15 protein-coding genes are annotated in these 17,368 nt (G+C 34.7%); all 15 read left to right on the top strand.

The genetic code is table 11. From position 1 onward, the window contains the following. Nucleotides 1-184 (top strand): hypothetical protein (locus ACY65O_RS12805; protein ID WP_462221251.1); only part of this gene is annotated, 184 nt, incomplete at its 5' end. A 41-nt stretch (nucleotides 185-225) separates the two neighbouring features. Then, a complete protein-coding gene (locus tag ACY65O_RS12800; RefSeq protein ID WP_462221250.1) occupies nucleotides 226-1,524 on the top strand; it encodes a phenylacetate--CoA ligase family protein in 1,299 nt (432 codons plus the stop codon). A 46-nt stretch (nucleotides 1,525-1,570) separates the two neighbouring features. Then, the gene (locus ACY65O_RS12795; RefSeq protein WP_462221249.1) at nucleotides 1,571-3,292 is read left to right on the top strand and encodes an HAD-IIIC family phosphatase; all 1,722 of its coding nucleotides are present in this window, start codon (nucleotides 1,571-1,573) and stop codon (nucleotides 3,290-3,292) included. A gap of 6 nt (nucleotides 3,293-3,298) precedes the next feature. Further along, the gene (locus ACY65O_RS12790) at nucleotides 3,299-3,538 is read left to right on the top strand and encodes an acyl carrier protein (RefSeq protein ID WP_462221248.1); all 240 of its coding nucleotides are present in this window, start codon (nucleotides 3,299-3,301) and stop codon (nucleotides 3,536-3,538) included. A gap of 86 nt (nucleotides 3,539-3,624) precedes the next feature. Then, nucleotides 3,625-5,016 (top strand): MBOAT family O-acyltransferase, encoded by a 1,392-nt coding sequence (locus ACY65O_RS12785; protein WP_462221247.1) that lies wholly within the window; start codon nucleotides 3,625-3,627, stop codon nucleotides 5,014-5,016. A gap of 15 nt (nucleotides 5,017-5,031) precedes the next feature. Then, a complete protein-coding gene (locus ACY65O_RS12780; protein WP_462221246.1) occupies nucleotides 5,032-5,985 on the top strand; it encodes a hypothetical protein in 954 nt (317 codons plus the stop codon). A gap of 108 nt (nucleotides 5,986-6,093) precedes the next feature. Beyond that, nucleotides 6,094-8,250 (top strand): bi-domain-containing oxidoreductase, encoded by a 2,157-nt coding sequence (locus ACY65O_RS12775; protein ID WP_462221245.1) that lies wholly within the window; start codon nucleotides 6,094-6,096, stop codon nucleotides 8,248-8,250. Next, nucleotides 8,243-9,427 carry a hypothetical protein gene (locus tag ACY65O_RS12770; protein WP_462221244.1) on the top strand — a complete coding sequence of 395 codons (1,185 nt, stop codon included), beginning with the start codon at nucleotides 8,243-8,245 and terminating at the stop codon, nucleotides 9,425-9,427. Before ACY65O_RS12775 ends, ACY65O_RS12770 begins: the two co-directional genes overlap by 8 nt. Continuing rightward, entirely contained in the window at nucleotides 9,405-10,154 is a 750-nt protein-coding gene (locus tag ACY65O_RS12765; RefSeq protein WP_462221243.1) for a WecB/TagA/CpsF family glycosyltransferase, read from the top strand. Before ACY65O_RS12770 ends, ACY65O_RS12765 begins: the two co-directional genes overlap by 23 nt. A gap of 61 nt (nucleotides 10,155-10,215) precedes the next feature. Beyond that, nucleotides 10,216-11,343 carry a non-hydrolyzing UDP-N-acetylglucosamine 2-epimerase gene (gene wecB / locus ACY65O_RS12760; protein WP_462221242.1) on the top strand — a complete coding sequence of 376 codons (1,128 nt, stop codon included), beginning with the start codon at nucleotides 10,216-10,218 and terminating at the stop codon, nucleotides 11,341-11,343. 69 nt (nucleotides 11,344-11,412) lie between these two features. Continuing rightward, nucleotides 11,413-12,804, top strand: a complete 1,392-nt coding sequence (locus ACY65O_RS12755; RefSeq protein WP_462221241.1) for an undecaprenyl-phosphate glucose phosphotransferase — start codon at nucleotides 11,413-11,415, stop codon at nucleotides 12,802-12,804. A 78-nt stretch (nucleotides 12,805-12,882) separates the two neighbouring features. Continuing rightward, nucleotides 12,883-13,851 (top strand): NAD-dependent epimerase/dehydratase family protein, encoded by a 969-nt coding sequence (locus tag ACY65O_RS12750; protein WP_462221240.1) that lies wholly within the window; start codon nucleotides 12,883-12,885, stop codon nucleotides 13,849-13,851. Nucleotides 13,852-13,879: 28 nt separating this feature from the next. Beyond that, on the top strand, nucleotides 13,880-15,190 hold the full coding sequence (locus tag ACY65O_RS12745; RefSeq protein ID WP_462221239.1) for an NAD(P)/FAD-dependent oxidoreductase: 1,311 nt from the start codon (nucleotides 13,880-13,882) through the stop codon (nucleotides 15,188-15,190). Beyond that, nucleotides 15,190-16,152: a polysaccharide deacetylase family protein gene (locus ACY65O_RS12740; RefSeq protein ID WP_462221238.1), complete on the top strand. Its 963-nt coding sequence runs from the start codon at nucleotides 15,190-15,192 to the stop codon at nucleotides 16,150-16,152. Before ACY65O_RS12745 ends, ACY65O_RS12740 begins: the two co-directional genes overlap by 1 nt. A 90-nt stretch (nucleotides 16,153-16,242) precedes the next feature. Then, nucleotides 16,243-17,298, top strand: a complete 1,056-nt coding sequence (wecB, locus tag ACY65O_RS12735; RefSeq protein WP_462221237.1) for a non-hydrolyzing UDP-N-acetylglucosamine 2-epimerase — start codon at nucleotides 16,243-16,245, stop codon at nucleotides 17,296-17,298. Nucleotides 17,299-17,368: the final 70 nt, after the last annotated feature.

Raw genomic sequence — 17,368 nt, 5'->3', positions numbered from 1 at the left:
GAACGAGCTGAAAGATCTGTTTGAACATACCATAAATAATTCTGTTCAAAAAGAGTTCATAGATATTAATGTAATTAAAAAATGTTTTCAGTTACATGTAGAAAAAAATATTGATCATTCATCAAAACTGTGGGCATTTTTGTGTTTAGAATTAAGTTACAAGTACCTGTCTGGAATTGAATAAACAATGATATTTAATTTAACGATAAATTTTAATTATAAAAAATGAGCAGCATATTAAAAAATATTGCAAGCCTGCTCCCCGATAATATTGTTTTTGGTGAGTCGTTTCGTACTGCACAAAAAATACTTACAAGTTTTAATGAATCAAAAGATAAAATTGATTTTGTACAATCTTATCAAAATGAAAAGCTCAGTAATATTTTTGAAATAGCTGCTAAAACATCTTTCTATAATCATTTAAATAATTCTACTGCTACAATAGATAAACTCCCTTTTATAAATAAAGAAACTGTGCTGGCATCTTTTAATGAAATGCTGGTATCAAAATCAGGTGCAGATTATGTTACAACAGGGGGTACATCCGGTAAACCCTTAGGTTTTTTTATAAATAAAAACCGAAAAGGCTTTGAATGGTTTTGGATGACAAATAATTGGGCAAAAGTGGGTTTTACCCTTTCAGATTACAGGGCTGTTTTAAGAAACCATAAATTAAACGGTAAACAATATACAGTTGATCCATTATTAAAAGAATATCACTACAATAATTTTTCACTTACCCCCGAATATTTAGATTTTATTATAGAACACATTAACAGCCGGCAAATAAAATTTTTACATGCTTACCCAAGTGCTGCATATATATTTGCAAACCATTTACATAAAACTAATAAAAAAACAACGCTGAAAATTTTTTTGTGCGGCAGCGAAAACGCATTGCCTTATCAAAAAGAACTTATACAGGCAAAATTAAATTTAAGGATGTACACCTGGTTTGGCCATAGCGAAAAATTAATACTTGCAGGGGAAAATACTGAATGTGAAAATTATCATTCAAATCCATTTTATGGTTATACAGAGATTATTGATATTGATGATAAGCCGCTAACAACACCAGGATCAACTGGGGAATTAACAGGCACAGGTTTTATAAATACAAAAATGCCATTTATAAGATACCGTACTGGGGACTTTGCTGAATTTGTTGGGAACACTTGCCCAGATTGCGGCCATATTGGTGTAACATTTAAAAATGTAAAAGGCAGATGGCATGGTGATAAAATTTATAAATCAGATGATTCAATAATTACTACCACTGCATTAAACCTGCATAATGATATTTATAATTACATAAAAAATGTACAATATTGCCAAACAGAAAAAGGTAAATTAACAGTAAGGGTAGTGCCGGAAAATAATTTTACACCAGCAGTAAAAGAAAAATTATTTAACGAATTAATGTTAAAAGTTGGGCAAGGGTTATCGATTGAAATTGTGGAAGTGGATAAAGTAGAATATACAGCTAACAATAAATTTCAACTCTTAATTCAAAAAGTGAAATAATCATTTTACCTGTAAATAATAGCGGGTAATATTTTTAAGAAATAAAATGAAAACTTTTTCGCAGTTAAAGAAAAATTTAAAGAACGACTTTAGTAATTTAAAAACTATTAAGGTTGCAGTGTTGGGTGATACGGCAACACAGTTTCTTATACAGGCATTACGTGGCACAGGTTACGATGAAGGTTTTGATTTACAAATTTGGGAGGCAGATTTTAACCAGATTGAGAGACAGGTATTTGATCCTTCTTCGGAATTGTATGAATTAAAACCTGAACTTATAATTGTGTTTCACTCCACCCATAAATTACTGGGCAAGTATAACAAATTAAAACCTGAGGCATACAGCAGTTTAACCAATAGCCAAATTGAATTAATAGAAAATGTTTGCAATACCCTTAATGCAAATCTCAACACTAAAATAATTTATTATAATTATCCCGAAATTGAAGATGCTGTTTTTGGTAATTATGCCAACAAAGTAGAATCATCATTTTTATTTCAGTTGCGTAAACTTAATTACGAGCTGATGTTGCTGGCAACACGCCAACCCAATTTTTACATTACTGATATTGCCGCTGTACAAAACCAGGTGGGCAAAAGCGCATTTTTTCAACCCTCTATTTATATTAATACCGAAATGGTGTTAAGTATTGATGTGCTGCCCGATGTTGCTGCAAGAACAGTAGCCGTAATTGCAGCCTTAAACGGTAAGTTTAAAAAATGTGTGATCCTGGATTTGGATAATACAACATGGGGAGGGATAATTGGAGACGATGGTTTAGAAAATATTCAACTGGGTACCTTAGGCATAGGAAAAGCTTTTACAGAATTTCAGTACTGGATAAAAAAATTAAAAAACCGCGGCATTATACTGGCTGTGTGCAGTAAAAATACAGAGTCTGTTGCAAAAGAGCCTTTTGAAAAACATCCTGACATGGTGTTACGTTTGGATGATATTGCCGTTTTTATTGCCAACTGGGAAAACAAAGCCGATAACATCCGCCAGATACAAAGCATTTTAAATATTGGATTTGATTCGATGGTTTTTTTAGATGACAATCCTTTTGAAAGAAATATGGTAAGAGAAAATATTCCGGGCATTACGGTGCCGGAATTACCCGAAGACCCGGCAGATTACCTGGAATATTTATACCCTTTAAATCTTTTTGAAACAACAACATTTTCTAACGAGGATGCAGAAAGAACTAAACAATACCAGGTGGAAGCCCAGCGTACCGTATTGCAAAAAAACTTTACTAACGAAGATGATTTTTTGCAAAGCCTGAATATGCTTTCGCTGGTAGAACCGTTTAATAAATTCAATACGCCAAGGGTTGCTCAGTTATCACAACGCAGTAACCAGTTTAATTTGCGTACGGTACGGTACACCGAAGCCGATATTGAAATGCTGGCTGCTTCAAAAGACTTTTTTACATTCACCTTCGACCTGGCAGATAAATTTGGTAACAATGGTTTAATAGCCGTTATCATTCTTAAAAAAGAAAATGATACTACTTTGTTTATTGATACCTGGTTTATGAGCTGCCGTGTTTTAAAAAGAGGGATGGAAAATTTTACGTTAAATACCCTCGCTAATTTTGCTAAACAAAATGGCTTTACGCATTTAAAAGGCGAATATATACCCACTGCAAAAAACGAAATGGTAAAAGAACATTATCAAAAATTAGGCTTTACCGAAAAAGAAAATTTTTGGTACCTGAATGCTGCAGCTTACGAAAACAAAAAATGTTACATCAATAACAAATAAAAAATTATGGAAAGAAACGAAGTATTAAACCAGCTGAACGGTATTTTTAATGATATACTGGATGCCGAAGGAATTACTTTAACAGATGCAACTACAGCAGACCAGGTGGAAGGATGGGACTCTCTTACACATATTCAACTGGTAGTATCAATAGAGAAACATTTTATATGCCGTTTTTCTTCTAAAGAAATTCAAAGCTGGAACAACGTTGGCGAAATGGTGGATTCTATTTTAAGTAAATCATAAATTAAAAATTGTATTAAGTAAGGCTAATGATTTTTAACTCTATACCTTTTGCAGTTTTTTTTGCAATATTTTTTATTTTATACTGGATGGTTTTTAACAAAAACCTCCGGCTGCAAAATCTATTAATTCTGGCAGGCAGTTATTTTTTTTATGGCTGGTGGAACTGGCGTTTTCTTTCGCTTTTAATTGCAAGCTCTTTATTGAATTTTTATTTAGGGATGTGGATTGCAAAAACCGAAAATGAAAAAAAGCGAAAACTGCTGGTGTACATTGGTATATTGCAGGGCCTGGCGGGACTTATCTTTTTTAAATACTATAATTTTTTTATTACCTCATTTGCCGATGCGTTTAATGTTTTTAATATACAGGTGAATGTAACCACACTGCAACTTATTTTACCATTGGGTATTAGTTTTTACACCTTCCGTACAATAAGTTATTTGTTAGACGTAGATAAAAATAAAATTAAACCCACAACAGACTGGGTGGTGTTTTTTTCATTTGTAAGTTTTTTCCCGGGTTTAATATCGGGGCCCATAGATAAAGCAAAATTGCTGATACCACAGCTGGAAAAGAAAAGGGTATTTGATAACAGCCAGGTTACTGATGGGTTGCGGCAGATACTTTGGGGCTTATTTAAAAAAATTGTTGTAGCAGATAATTGTGCAGATATTGCCAATCAAATTTTTGATAACTATATTAATTTGCCGGCAAGTTCTCTTGTACTGGGTGCATTATTTTATACCTTACAACTCTATGCCGATTTCTCCGGTTATTCGGATATGGCATTAGGCTTTGCCAGGTTGCTGGGTTTCAACATTACAAAAAATTTCAACTTTCCTTTTTTTGCACAAAATATTGCCGATTACTGGCGCCGCTGGCACATGTCGTTAACAGCATGGTTAACAGAATATGTTTTTACACCTTTAAGTATTAAATTTCGTGATTACGGCAAAACCGGTTTGGCATTGGCCATCATTATTAATTTTACTATTTGCGGTATATGGCATGGCGCCAACTGGACGTATATTTTATTCGGCTTTTTACATGGCTGCTATTTTATTCCTTTAATTATTAAAGGCACCATGAATAAGAAAACAAAAAAAGGAAAAATTACTTTGCTGCCTTCCTTTACTGAATTCAGAAACATAATGGCAACATTCATCTTAGTAATGCTAACCAATATTGTTTTCAGGGCCGATAGTATTGCACATGCAGCAGATTATTTTAAACATATTTTCTCGATGTCTATATTTTCTTATCCGTTATTTACCAACCGCATCAGTGCATTAACTGCGTTGGTGTTTTCGGTTATCATGCTGCTGGTTGAGTGGTTGCAGCGGGATAAAGAACATGCTTTACAATTTAACGGTATTAAAACAGCACCCTGGTTCCGGTGGGGAATATATTATGTTATTGGCCTGGTGATATTATGGTTTGGCGGCACACAGGATACGTTTATTTATTTTCAGTTTTAATTTTTTTATTTAACCATGCAATATTTTTTAAAACGATTTTTAATTTTTTGTATTCCCATTGTACTGTACATGGCGCTGGTTGTTTTTATTGATCCCTATAATTATTTCAGTGTATCAAAAGCAGTGATTAACGATGAAGTTAAAAAAAGTATTTCCAATAAAATAAGTAACCCGCTGTATGAACTGGTAGGTTTTGAAAAGAATCCCTCACCATATATACTTTTAGGTTCTTCGCAAACAGGGTTGCTAACAGCAGCTATTATAAAAGAATATACCGGAAAAGATTTTCAAAACATGTCGTATGGTGGCGGTACCCTGCCGGAATTGATCGCTACTTTTTGGGAGCTGGATAAACACACGGCATTAAAAGAAGTTTATATCGGCGTAAGTTTTATAGATTTCAACGGCTCACAATACCGCAACCGAATTCCGGAAGCTTTAAAAATTAAAGCCAATTTTTTAAGTTATGTATTTTCAAAATCTGCATTAGAATCTACTTTCCTTATTCTTAAATCTCAAATTTTAAACAGCAAAGTAGCTATTGGTAAGCCAGATATGTCGGAAGAAGTATTCTGGAAATTTCAACTGGGTGTTACAGCCAACAGGCTTTATAAAAATCATTCCTACCCGGTTAATTATTACCAATCGTTAAAAAAAATTGCGGCATACTGTAAATCTAAAAATATAAAACTGGTTTTCTTTATTCCTCCCAGCCATATCGATCTTCAAAATAAAGTACAGGAATTTAATTTACAAAAAGAAGAAGATCAGTTTAAAGAAGACCTGAAAAAACTGGCGGATGTGTACGATTTTAATTACCCAAATGCAATTACCAATGAAAGAACCAATTTTTCTGATCCCTTTCATATCGTAAATAAAACTGCAAGGGAAGTTATTGAAGAATTATTTACAGGTAAAACAAATATTGCCAGAATTTTAAAAAATACAGATTCGCAGGCATTGAAGTAAATGTGGTTTGGGCTTTTATACAGCTCTTAAGAATACTAATAAGCGCAAATAAGCGTTACAATGGATTAAAAATTAAAGAGAGAAATATTTTTTTAAAAGAAAATTATAATGCAACAATTAATACAAAATTTTAAGACCGGCGAATTATATGTTGATGAAGTGCCCATGCCTGCTATTTCAAGTGGAATGGTATTGGTAGAAAATGAATATTCATTAATAAGCGCAGGTACAGAACGTGGTACCGTAAAAGTGGCCAAGGCAAGTTTATTGGGTAAAGCAAAACAACGCCCCGACCTGGTGGCACAGGTTTTACAAAACATCCGCAAAGAAGGTTTGGCTGCAACTATTAATAAAGTAAAAACCAAGTTAGATTCTTTAAAAGCTTTGGGTTACAGCACCGCCGGTACGGTTATAGCTTCTATGGATACAAACAGTGTGTATAAAACCGGCGACAGGGTGGCTTGTGCCGGACAAGATTATGCATCACATGCAGAAATTGTAGCCATACCTCAAAACCTGGTAGCAAAAATTCCCGATAATGTTACAGCCGAAGAAGCGGCCTTTACAACATTAGGTGCTATTGCTTTGCAGGGTGTAAGGCAGGCCGAACCAAAACTGGGTGAAAAAATTTGTGTTATCGGTTTGGGCCTTTTAGGGCAAATTACCTGCCAGTTATTGAAAGCAAATGGCTGTGCGGTTTTTGGTATCGATCTTAATCCGGGCTTAATAAAATTGGCTAATGATACCGGCGCTGCTGATAAAGCTTTGCAAAGAAGTGATGCCAACCTGGTAAGTATATGTAACGATTTTACAAACGGCCATGGCTTTGATGCAATAATAATTACTGCAGCTGCACCATCAAACGATCCGATAGAACTATCGGCAGAACTTGCACGAAAAAAAGGAAAGATCATTGTGGTGGGTGCCGTTAAAATGGATATTCCAAGAGATCCGCATTTTTTTAGAAAGGAATTGGATTTAAGAATGTCGTGCTCTTATGGCCCAGGCCGCTACGATGTAGATTACGAAGAAAGCGGCTACGATTATCCGTTTGCCTATGTAAGATGGACAGAGCAGCGAAATATGGAAGCGTTTTTAGAATTGCTTTCCCGTAAGGCAATTAATATAAAGCCCTTAATAACACATGTATTTAATATTGCTGATGCAGAAAAAGCTTACGATATTGTTTTAGGAAAAACACCCGAACCGCATATCGGCATCTTATTAAAATATGCAGAAAGCAAAATAAAAAGAACCACTATTGTAAAAGTTAAGAACGATGCGATAAAAAATATTAATACCGGTTTTATTGGCGCCGGCAGTTTTGCACAAAGTTATTTAATACCCAATGTAAAAGCATATGGTGCTTCGCTTGATGGTGTGGTAACTTCAAAAGGTATTACTTCTAAAAATGTTGCCGATAAATTTAAATTTAATTTTTGTTCAACAGAGGCTGAAGATTTGCTGGGCAAACAAAACATCAATACCATATTTATTGCCACACCACATTCATCACATGCAGATTTTGTAATAAAAAGTTTAACAGCGGGAAAAGCAGTTTTTGTTGAAAAACCATTGGCCTTAAATATTGAGCAGTTAAATAATGTAATTGCTAATATAGCAAAATACCCTCAGCCTTTAATGGTGGGTTTTAACAGGCGCTTTGCTCCCATAAGCCAGGCCATAAAAAAAGAATTTAGCAGTGTAACAGAACCATTGGTAGTAAACATCAGGGTTAATGCAGGATTAATACCCAAAGAACACTGGACGCAGCAGCCCGAAATTGGCGGCGGAAGAATTGTTGGCGAAGTGTGCCACTTTATTGACCTAATGCAATACTTTACCAATGCCGAGCCGGTAAAAGTGTATGCAGAATCTGTGAACACTGCTAATGATAAAATTACTCCTGAAGATAATATTGCAATTATTGTAAAATTTAATAATGGTTCAGTAGGTAATCTCACTTATTTAGCCAATGGCGACAAATCGATGCCTAAAGAATTGATAGAAATTTTTGGTGCAGGAAATATTGGTGTGATAAATGATTTTAGAGAAGGCGCTTTTCATAAAGGCAATAAAATAACCAAATTAAAATCGTCGGGTAAAGGGCATAAAGAAGAAGTGGATGCATTTTTAAATGCTGTTAGCAACGGTACCGAAAGCCCTATCAGCTTCCGGTCGGTTTGTCTTACAACCCTAACCACTTTTAAAATTTTAGACAGCTTGTACACAGGCAACTCACAGGAAATATATTTAGATGCTTAAAGAAATTGTTACTTCATTTAACCTGCTTAAAAATTATTGTGAGCAGGAAGCATTTAAAGGTTACGATCCTTATGATGGGTTGAACAGTAAATTGTTCAGGGCAATACCGGCAGTTTCAAAAAACCGTTATGCCCGGTTGTTATGGATACAAACTTTTAAAAGGTCGCCTGTAAATTTGCGTGCAATTACAGGAGTAAAAAAAGAATACAATCCTAAAGCACTGGGTTTATTTTTATCCGGCTATTGTAATCTGTACCAGACAAAACCCGATCAAAAATATTTAGATAAAATTTATTTTTTTGCGGCCAGGCTTTTAGAATTACAAAATACACAATGGAGCGGCGCCTGCTGGGGCTATAATTTTGATTGGCAGGCCAGGGCATTTTTTCAACCAAAAAATACACCTACTGTGGTGGCCTCCGTTTTTATTGCCAGCGCTTTTTTAGATGCGTACGAAATTACAAAAGACGAAGCTTTGCTAAAAACTGCAAGAAGCACCTGTAATTTTATTTTAAAAGATTTAAACAGAACAGCAGATGCCAAAGGCAATTTTGCTTTTTCCTACTCGCCATTAGATACGAGTGTTGTTTTTAATGCATCGTTACTGGGCAGCCGGTTGTTAGCAAGGGTTTATAGCTTTACTAAAGAAAATGAATTAATTGATGAAGCAAAAAAAACAGTGGAGTTTTGTTGTAATTTTCAAAAACCGGAGGGCTCCTGGAGTTATGGCACATTACCTTTTCATCAATGGATAGATAATTTTCATACCGGGTACAATTTGGAATGCATAGCAGACTATATGAAATATTCAGGTGATGAATTGTATAAAAATAATGTAGCAAAAGGTTTTGAATATTATATCAATACTTTTTTTACAGAAGAAGGCATTGCCAAATATTACAATAATACAGTTTACCCGGTAGATATACATGCACCGGCACAAATGATAATAACATTGGCAAAACTGGATAAATTTAAAGCGTATAAAAATGTTGCTGACAAAGTGATGGAATGGACAATAAAAAATATGCAATCGCCGCAAGGCTATTTTTATTACCAGGTAAATAAATATTTTTCTTCTAAAATATCATATATGCGCTGGGCACAGGCATGGATGTTTTATGCATTATCTACTTACATAAATTTAGAAAGCAGTGAGCAGAATCAGTATTTGTAATATACCTGTAGATGCACTTACCATGCAGCAAACAATTGCTTTAATTGATAAGGCAATTGAAGAGCACCGTCCTGTTCATCATGTAGTAATTAATGCGGCAAAAGTGGTTAATGCACAAAAAGATGAGGCTTTAAAAGAATCTATTGTTAGCTGCGACATAATAAACGCAGACGGGCAGGCAATAGTTTGGGCAGCAAATTTTTTAAACCGCCCTTTACCTGAAAGGGTTGCAGGTATAGATTTAATGGACAACCTGGTAAAACTTGCAGCCGAAAAAAAATACGGTATATTCTTTTTAGGTGCAAAAGAAGATGTAGTGAAGGATGTTGTAAATGTTTATACAGAAAAATATGGTAAAGAAATAATTGCAGGTTACCGTAACGGGTATTTTACAAAGGATGATGAACTGGAAATAGCTAAGCAAATTGCCGAATCTGGCGCAAGCATACTTTTTGTTGCCATGAGCTCTCCGAAAAAAGAAATTTTTTTAAACACTTACAAGCATCTTATAAAAATGCCTTTTATTATGGGGGTGGGTGGAAGCTTTGATGTAGTATCGGGCCTGGTAAAAAGGGCGCCGGTATGGATGCAAAAATGGGGGTTGGAATGGTTTTACCGGGTAATGCAGGAGCCCGGGAGAATGTGGAAGCGATATTTATTTGGCAATTCAGAGTTCATTTATCTTGTATTAAAAGAAAAATGGAAACAGGTGTTTAAAACAAAATAAACACTTTTATAATTCGTTAAAGTATTACATTATTTTACCTGATAAAACTACCCCAATTATAATGAATATTACCTTAATAGCAGGTGCCAGGCCAAATTTTATGAAGATTGCACCAATAATAAAAGCGATCAAGCAGGCGCAGGCCGAAGGAAAAAAAATAAATTACCGCCTGGTACACACGGGGCAGCATTACGATAAAAAAATGAGTGCCGATTTTTTTGAGCAACTCGGTATTCCAGAACCTGATAAAAACCTGGAATGTGGTGGAGGTACACAGGCAGAGCAAACAGCGGCAATAATGGTTAAGTTTGAGCAGGAGTTAATTGCTAACAGGCCAAACCTGGTTTTAGTGGTGGGTGATGTTACTTCAACAATGGCCTGCACAATAACAGCAAAAAAAATGTGTATTGATGCCGCACATGTAGAAGCCGGAATAAGATCTGGGGATATGACTATGCCCGAAGAAATAAACCGTATAGTAACAGATTCTTTATGCGATTATTTTTTTACTACCAGCGAACAGGCCAATAATCAATTGAAAAAAAATGGTGTTACAGAAAGCAACATATATTTTGTAGGTAATACAATGATTGATACACTTTTTCAAAATATAGAAAGAATACAAAAACCAAATTTTTGGGATGAGAATAATTTAAAACCGGGAGCATATTTTTTAGTAACACTGCACCGGCCATCCAATGTGGATGACCCCCAAAAGTTAGCTGCCGTAATTGCTGCAATTGAAGAAGCTGCAATGGGGTTGCCCATTGTTTTTCCTGTACACCCACGTACAAGGCAAATAATTGATAAATTTAAAATTAATGATAAAGGGATTTTAATGATTGATCCGCAGGGTTACCTTGAATTTATGTATTTGATAAAAAATGCTAAAGGGATTATTACGGATTCGGGAGGAATAACAGAAGAAGCAACAGTATTACACGTACCTTGTTTAACATTGCGTAATTCAACCGAAAGGCCCGAAACTGTAACCATTGGAACAAACGAATTAATTGGTGATGAGATTCACAAGTTAAAACCTGCCATAAAAAAAATTATAGATGGCCAGTGGAAGAAAGGGCTTATTCCACCTTTTTGGGATGGGCAAACTTCTAAAAGAATAATTGATATTTTAGTTAACATTTACGAAGGGAGTAATGTAAAAGAGGGTTTAAAAAAAACTGGTTAATAAACCTGATCATTTTACCGGTACACAATATTTTCAAACAAAATAAAACTGCATAATTAACTTACCAAAATGAACCGCCAGTTTGAACGATACCTGCAAATGACCCTAACCGTGTTAGATTTATTTGTATTAAACATTGCATACTTTTTTTGTAAAATAGTATTTACAGAAACTATGCCTGCAGGTTTATGGAGCGTTTATTTTCAATACTGGACAATATCAGTAGCTGTATGGTTATTATTATCTTTCCTTTTAAGGACGTATGCAGGCAAAGTAATTTTAGTTTTTGAACATTTTACAAAAAGAACCTCACAGGTTTATTTACTATGGATCATTTGTATGCTGTTTTACCTTTTCTTTTCCCGTGAGTTCCGAATTTCACGGATATTCATTATTTCCACGATGGTTACTTTTGGTATTGGGCTCCTGGTTAACCGTTTTTTATATCTCGGCATAAAAAAATATTTTAAAAACAGCCACTACCTTATAAAAAAAGTAATCATACTTGGCTATAATGATACTGCAAAAAAATTAGCAAAATATTTTGAAGAAGATGGCTATAACACACAATTACTGGGCTTTATTGAGGATGATAAAAATGTACACGAATTATCTCATTATCCAATAATAACTGATGTAAGCAGAGCATTGCAGGTTGCAAAAGAATTTGATGTTGCTGAAATATTTTCAACCATTACACCAGAGCAGAATAAGGATATATATGATTTAATGTACCAGTCTGAAAAAGAATGTATCCGTTTTAAAATTGTACCTAATCTCTCGGTATTTATAACACGAGATGTGCACATTGAGTACTTTGGCGAATTGCCCATACTTTCTTTACGAAGCGAACCACTGGATGATGTTGGAAACCGCATAAAGAAAAGGGCACTGGATATTGTTTTTAGCTTTTTAGTGATAGTTTTTATTCTTTCGTGGCTGATACCAATATTGGGCTTATTGATTTTATTAGAATCAAGGGGGCCTGTTTTCTTTTCTCAACTCCGCACCGGAAAAAATAAAAAACCTTTTTACTGTTATAAGTTCAGGAGCATGCGTATAAATAAAGATGCAGATTTAAAACAGGCAAGCACAGGTGATAGCAGGGTAACTAAAATAGGCCGCTTTATCAGAAGAACAAGCCTTGATGAATTTCCTCAATTTGTAAATGTTATTAAAGGAAATATGAGTTTGGTAGGGCCAAGGCCACATATGTTAAAACATACCACTGATTATTCAAAAGTAGTGGATGAGTATATGATTCGCCAGTTCTTAAAACCCGGCATTACAGGATGGGCACAGGTAAACGGATACAGGGGAGAAATTACAAACCCCGATCAAATTAAAATGAGGGTTAACATGGATTTGTGGTATCTCGAAAACTGGTCCCTGTGGCTCGACATTCAAATTCTTTTTTTAACGGTATATCAGGTTTTTAAAGGAGATAAGAATGCTTTTTAGCGAAACTGAAGTTTATCTGCAAAATTGTTTATATTTAAAATTCTGTACATTTAGAAATTGTTTTAACAAACCTTAGCTATGAAAGTTTTAATTACGGGTGTTGCCGGATTTATTGGTTCTAATCTTGCAAAAAAATTATTGGAAAGGCAACATATAGTAATTGGCATTGATAACCTTAACTACGGGTTTATAAGAAATATAGAACCCCTGAAACACCACCCAAATTTTGAATTTATAAGCGGTGATATTGCAAACCCCCTTATGCTTAAAGATGTTAAGGCGGATATTATTATACATCTTGCATCTCAAAAAATACCACGTTATACCAATGCTTTAAGAACATTGGAAGAAAATTACCTTATGCTTCGAAATGTAGTGCATAAATGCATTATGGATAAATCTAAAATTCTTTTTGCTTCCACCTCGGATGTATATGGCAAAAACCCCAATGTGCCTTTTACCGAAACTTCTGATTTGGTAATGGGCCCCACCACTGTAAAGCGCTGGGCTTATGCACTGTCAAAAATGTATGGCGAGCAATACATAATTGCCAATCATGATGAGTACGGGCTTAAATATACCATTACCCGTTTTTTTGGTTCTTATGGCATCAATCAAAACCTAACGTGGTGGGGTGGGCCGCAATCTGTATTTATAGAAAAAGCTTTTAAAAATGAAACAATTGATATACATGGCGATGGTTATCAAACCAGAACTTTCACTTACATTGATGATACCGTAAATGCCCTGGTTGCATGTATTGAAGACGATAAATCGGACAATGAAATTTTTAATACCGGCCCAAAAGATAATGCCGAAATATCTATAAAAGATTTGGCTGTATTAATATGGAAATTAGTTAATGGTAAAGATGCAGAACCAAAACTTAACTACATCCCTTACTCCACATTTGGCAATTACGAAGATGTGATGAGACGGGTGCCCGATATTACAAAACTCTGTTCTACATTAAATTTTAAACCCGAATGGGATTTGGAAGAAGGGTTAAAAAAAACAATTGACTGGCAAAAACAATTTATTATTTAATTACCCTGGCGGCAGTAAATAAACTCTGATGCAAGAAGAAAAATGCGGAATTGTTGGCGGTGGTATTATGGGCATTACGTTAGCCCTTCGTTTATCTCAGCAGGGAAAAAAAGTAACTTTATTTGAAGCCGCCCCCGAACTTGGCGGATTGGCAAGTTCCTGGAAAATGAATGATGTGGAATGGGATAAGTTTTATCATGTAATTCTTTTATCAGATTTTTACACAAGAGGTATTTTAAAAGAAATTGGGCTGGAGGATAAAATTGAATGGGTGGAAACAAAGACAGGTTTTTATATGGATGGCAAACTCTATTCCATGTCGGATACGATAGAGTTTTTAAAATTCCCCACACTTAATTTAATTGATAAATTTCGGCTTGGCCTTACTATTTTAGTGGCATCACGTATAAAAAACTGGAAACGTCTTGAAAAAATTCCTGTAACAGACTGGCTGCAAAAATGGTCAGGCTCTAACACCTTTAATAAAATATGGCTGCCTTTGTTAAGGGCTAAACTGGGCGACAGTTATACAAAAACTTCAGCAGTTTTTATTTGGGCTACCATACAGCGCCTGTATGGCGCAAGGCGCAGCGGTTTAAAAAAAGAAATGTTTGGGTATGTGCCAGGGGGTTATAAAAAAATTATTGAAGCACTTAAACAAAAACTGGTTGCGCAGGGAGTTGAAATTAAAACAAGTTATGTTGCAACAGCAATTAAAGAAGCAGCTAACCATAAACCACAAATACATTTTACCGATGGGCTGATAGAAGAATTTGATATGGTAATTTCTACTTTACCATCCGGACTTTCGGCAAAATTGTGCAACGGTCTTTCTGAAACAGAACAAAAAAAACTAAACAATATTGAATACCTTGGAGTAATATGTGTGGCTGTTTTATTGGATAAACCCATCAGCCAGTTTTATGTTACTAATATCACCGATTCGTGGGTGCCGTTTACAGGTGTAATAGAAATGAGTGCATTAGTTGATAAAAAACATTTTGGCAATAATAATTTAGTTTATTTACCCAAATATGTAAACCCTGCAGATCCGTTATTTAATTTTTCTGATGAGGAAATAAAAAAATTCTTCATTAAAAACTTTAAAAAAATGTATCCGTGGCTAACAGATGATAATTTAAAATTTGTAGGTGTTGCCCGGGCCAGGCACGTAATTACGGTATTAACAAAAGACTATTCAAAAAATTTACCTGCAGTAAAAACCTCTATCCCAAATGTATATATCATTAATACCTCTTACATACTGGATGGTACACTAAATGTAAATGAAACTATAAAAGTGGCCGAAACTAAACTAAAAGAAATATCAGCACAGTAATGGCAAAAAAAAAGATGCCGGCAAGCATTTCGCTTGATCTGGATGACCAGTGGTCGTACATGAAAGTACATGGAGATGAAGGATGGGAAACTTTTCCATCTTATTTAGATATAGTAGTACCAATATTTTTAGATGTGTTTGATAAGCTGGATATAAAAATTACTTTTTTTGTGGTAGGCCAGGATGCAGCGATAGAAAAAAATCATAAAATACTGCAAAGTATTATTGAGCGGGGGCACGAAATTGGCAACCACTCCTTTCATCACGAAAGCTGGTTAAAAACATATTCAAAAGAAAAAATAGAAGCCGAAATAGAAATGGCAGAAGAAGCTATTATAAAAGCTACCGGTACCAGAACCAATATGTTCAGGGGCCCTGGCTTTAGCTGGAGTAACGATTTACTGGAAGTTTTGCAAAAACGAAATTACCTTTTTGATGCTTCAATATTACCCACATACATATCTCCTTTAATGCGCCGGTATTATTTTGCAAAATCAAAACTTACTAAAGAACAAAAGGAAAGCCGTAAAGAATTATTTGGCTCTTTTAAAGAAGGCTTTTATCCGCTTAAACCTTATGTATGGAAATTTAAAAACGATAAAAAATTATTGGAGATACCTGTAACTACCATCCCTGTTTTTAAATTACCCTTTCACCAAAGCTATCTTTTATTTATAAGCGGCAAATCAAAATTTTTAATGAAAATTTATTTTCGTTTTGCAATATTCATGTGCGAAATAACAAAAACACCACCAAGTTATTTGTTGCACCCACTTGATTTAATTGGAGGCAATGATGTACCCCAGCTTTCTTTTTTTCCGGGTATGGATATTGAGAGCAGGAAAAAAATGGAAGTGTTTGAAACAGCAATCACCATACTAAAAAAACATTTTGAATTACTGCCCATGTCGGAATTTTCAAAAAAATTTACAACAGGACTTAAAGAAATTGAACTGGAGTAATAATAAGCAAGGTATAAAATACTGATGCTATTAATATAATAGGTGTAAAAACGGATTTTTAATATTTGGGAAGATTTTAATTTCGATACTATGAGAATTTTTTCGATAGTTGGTGCAAGGCCGCAATTTATAAAACTGGCACCTTTGTCTGCAGCACTTGCAGCAGGTATGCACCAGGAGTGTATTGTACATACGGGCCAGCATTATGATTATGCTATGAGTGAAAAATTTTTTATTGATCTTGGGATAAGAAAACCGGATATTCATTTAGAAGTAGGTGCAGGTAATCAAACCGTTCAAATTACCCAAATGATGTTAAAGCTGGAAACAGCAATGCAAAAAGAAAAGCCGGATCTTGTTATTGTTTTTGGCGACACCAACTCCACCCTTGCAGGTGCACTAATTGCAGCAAAACTAAATATACCCATCATACATATTGAAGCCGGCTTAAGAAGCTTTAACCGTACAATGCCTGAGGAAATCAATCGTATTGTTACCGATCACCTTTCAAAATATCTTTTTGCACCCACACAAACAGCAGTAGATAATCTTACCAAAGAGGGATTAGGAAACAGCACTTTTTTCACTGGTGATATAATGGTGGACACAATGAAAAACAGTATTGCCATAGCACTTGAAAAATCCACCATTGTGGCAGATTTAAAACTTCAAAACCAACCATATAATTTACTTACGCTGCACCGGCATTACAATGTAGATGATAAGGCCACACTGGAACATATAATAAATCAATTGGGAGAACTGCAGGAAAAAATAATTTTTCCGGTGCACCCCCGAACAAAAAAAATGTTAGCTGCAACATATACTGCACCTAAAAATATTGAACTAATAGAACCACAGGGGTATTTAGATTTTATAGCATTAGAATATGCTGCTAAAAGAATTATAACAGATTCTGGTGGAATCCAAAAGGAAGCATATATACTGGGCAAGCCTTGTATAACCCTGCGTACCGAAACAGAATGGGTAGAAACAGTTAAAGAAAAATGGAATTTATTAATTAATCCTTCGCAAAAAAATATTGCAAGCCAAATATTAAATTTTATTGTACCACTAAAACAGCCGAATATTTTTGGGGACGCAGTAACCGAAAAAATGATAAAAATTATTAACGATTTAAATTAAAGGATTTATAATAATAAACCTGTTAAACATTTTTGTATATGCAACTAACTATTCCTGATAAAAATTTATT

Source organism: Ferruginibacter sp., assembly GCF_031430955.1.
In the GTDB taxonomy this organism is placed as follows: Bacteria; Bacteroidota; Bacteroidia; order Chitinophagales; family Chitinophagaceae; genus Ferruginibacter.
This window is presented reverse-complemented; position numbering and strand designations above follow the sequence as displayed.

What these genes read in the sequence shown, in the direction of transcription:
- ACY65O_RS12755 (WP_462221241.1), top strand. Translation starts at nt 11,413, where the DNA reads ATGAACCGCCAGTTTGAACGATACCTGCAAATGACCCTAACCGTGTTA.
- ACY65O_RS12780 (WP_462221246.1), top strand. Translation starts at nt 5,032, where the DNA reads ATGCAATATTTTTTAAAACGATTTTTAATTTTTTGTATTCCCATTGTA.
- wecB (WP_462221237.1), top strand. Translation starts at nt 16,243, where the DNA reads ATGAGAATTTTTTCGATAGTTGGTGCAAGGCCGCAATTTATAAAACTG.
- wecB (WP_462221242.1), top strand. Translation starts at nt 10,216, where the DNA reads ATGAATATTACCTTAATAGCAGGTGCCAGGCCAAATTTTATGAAGATT.
- ACY65O_RS12740 (WP_462221238.1), top strand. Translation starts at nt 15,190, where the DNA reads ATGGCAAAAAAAAAGATGCCGGCAAGCATTTCGCTTGATCTGGATGAC.
- ACY65O_RS12795 (WP_462221249.1), top strand. Translation starts at nt 1,571, where the DNA reads ATGAAAACTTTTTCGCAGTTAAAGAAAAATTTAAAGAACGACTTTAGT.
- ACY65O_RS12745 (WP_462221239.1), top strand. Translation starts at nt 13,880, where the DNA reads ATGCAAGAAGAAAAATGCGGAATTGTTGGCGGTGGTATTATGGGCATT.
- ACY65O_RS12750 (WP_462221240.1), top strand. Translation starts at nt 12,883, where the DNA reads ATGAAAGTTTTAATTACGGGTGTTGCCGGATTTATTGGTTCTAATCTT.
- ACY65O_RS12770 (WP_462221244.1), top strand. Translation starts at nt 8,243, where the DNA reads ATGCTTAAAGAAATTGTTACTTCATTTAACCTGCTTAAAAATTATTGT.
- ACY65O_RS12800 (WP_462221250.1), top strand. Translation starts at nt 226, where the DNA reads ATGAGCAGCATATTAAAAAATATTGCAAGCCTGCTCCCCGATAATATT.
- ACY65O_RS12785 (WP_462221247.1), top strand. Translation starts at nt 3,625, where the DNA reads ATGGTTTTTAACAAAAACCTCCGGCTGCAAAATCTATTAATTCTGGCA.
- ACY65O_RS12790 (WP_462221248.1), top strand. Translation starts at nt 3,299, where the DNA reads ATGGAAAGAAACGAAGTATTAAACCAGCTGAACGGTATTTTTAATGAT.
- ACY65O_RS12775 (WP_462221245.1), top strand. Translation starts at nt 6,094, where the DNA reads ATGCAACAATTAATACAAAATTTTAAGACCGGCGAATTATATGTTGAT.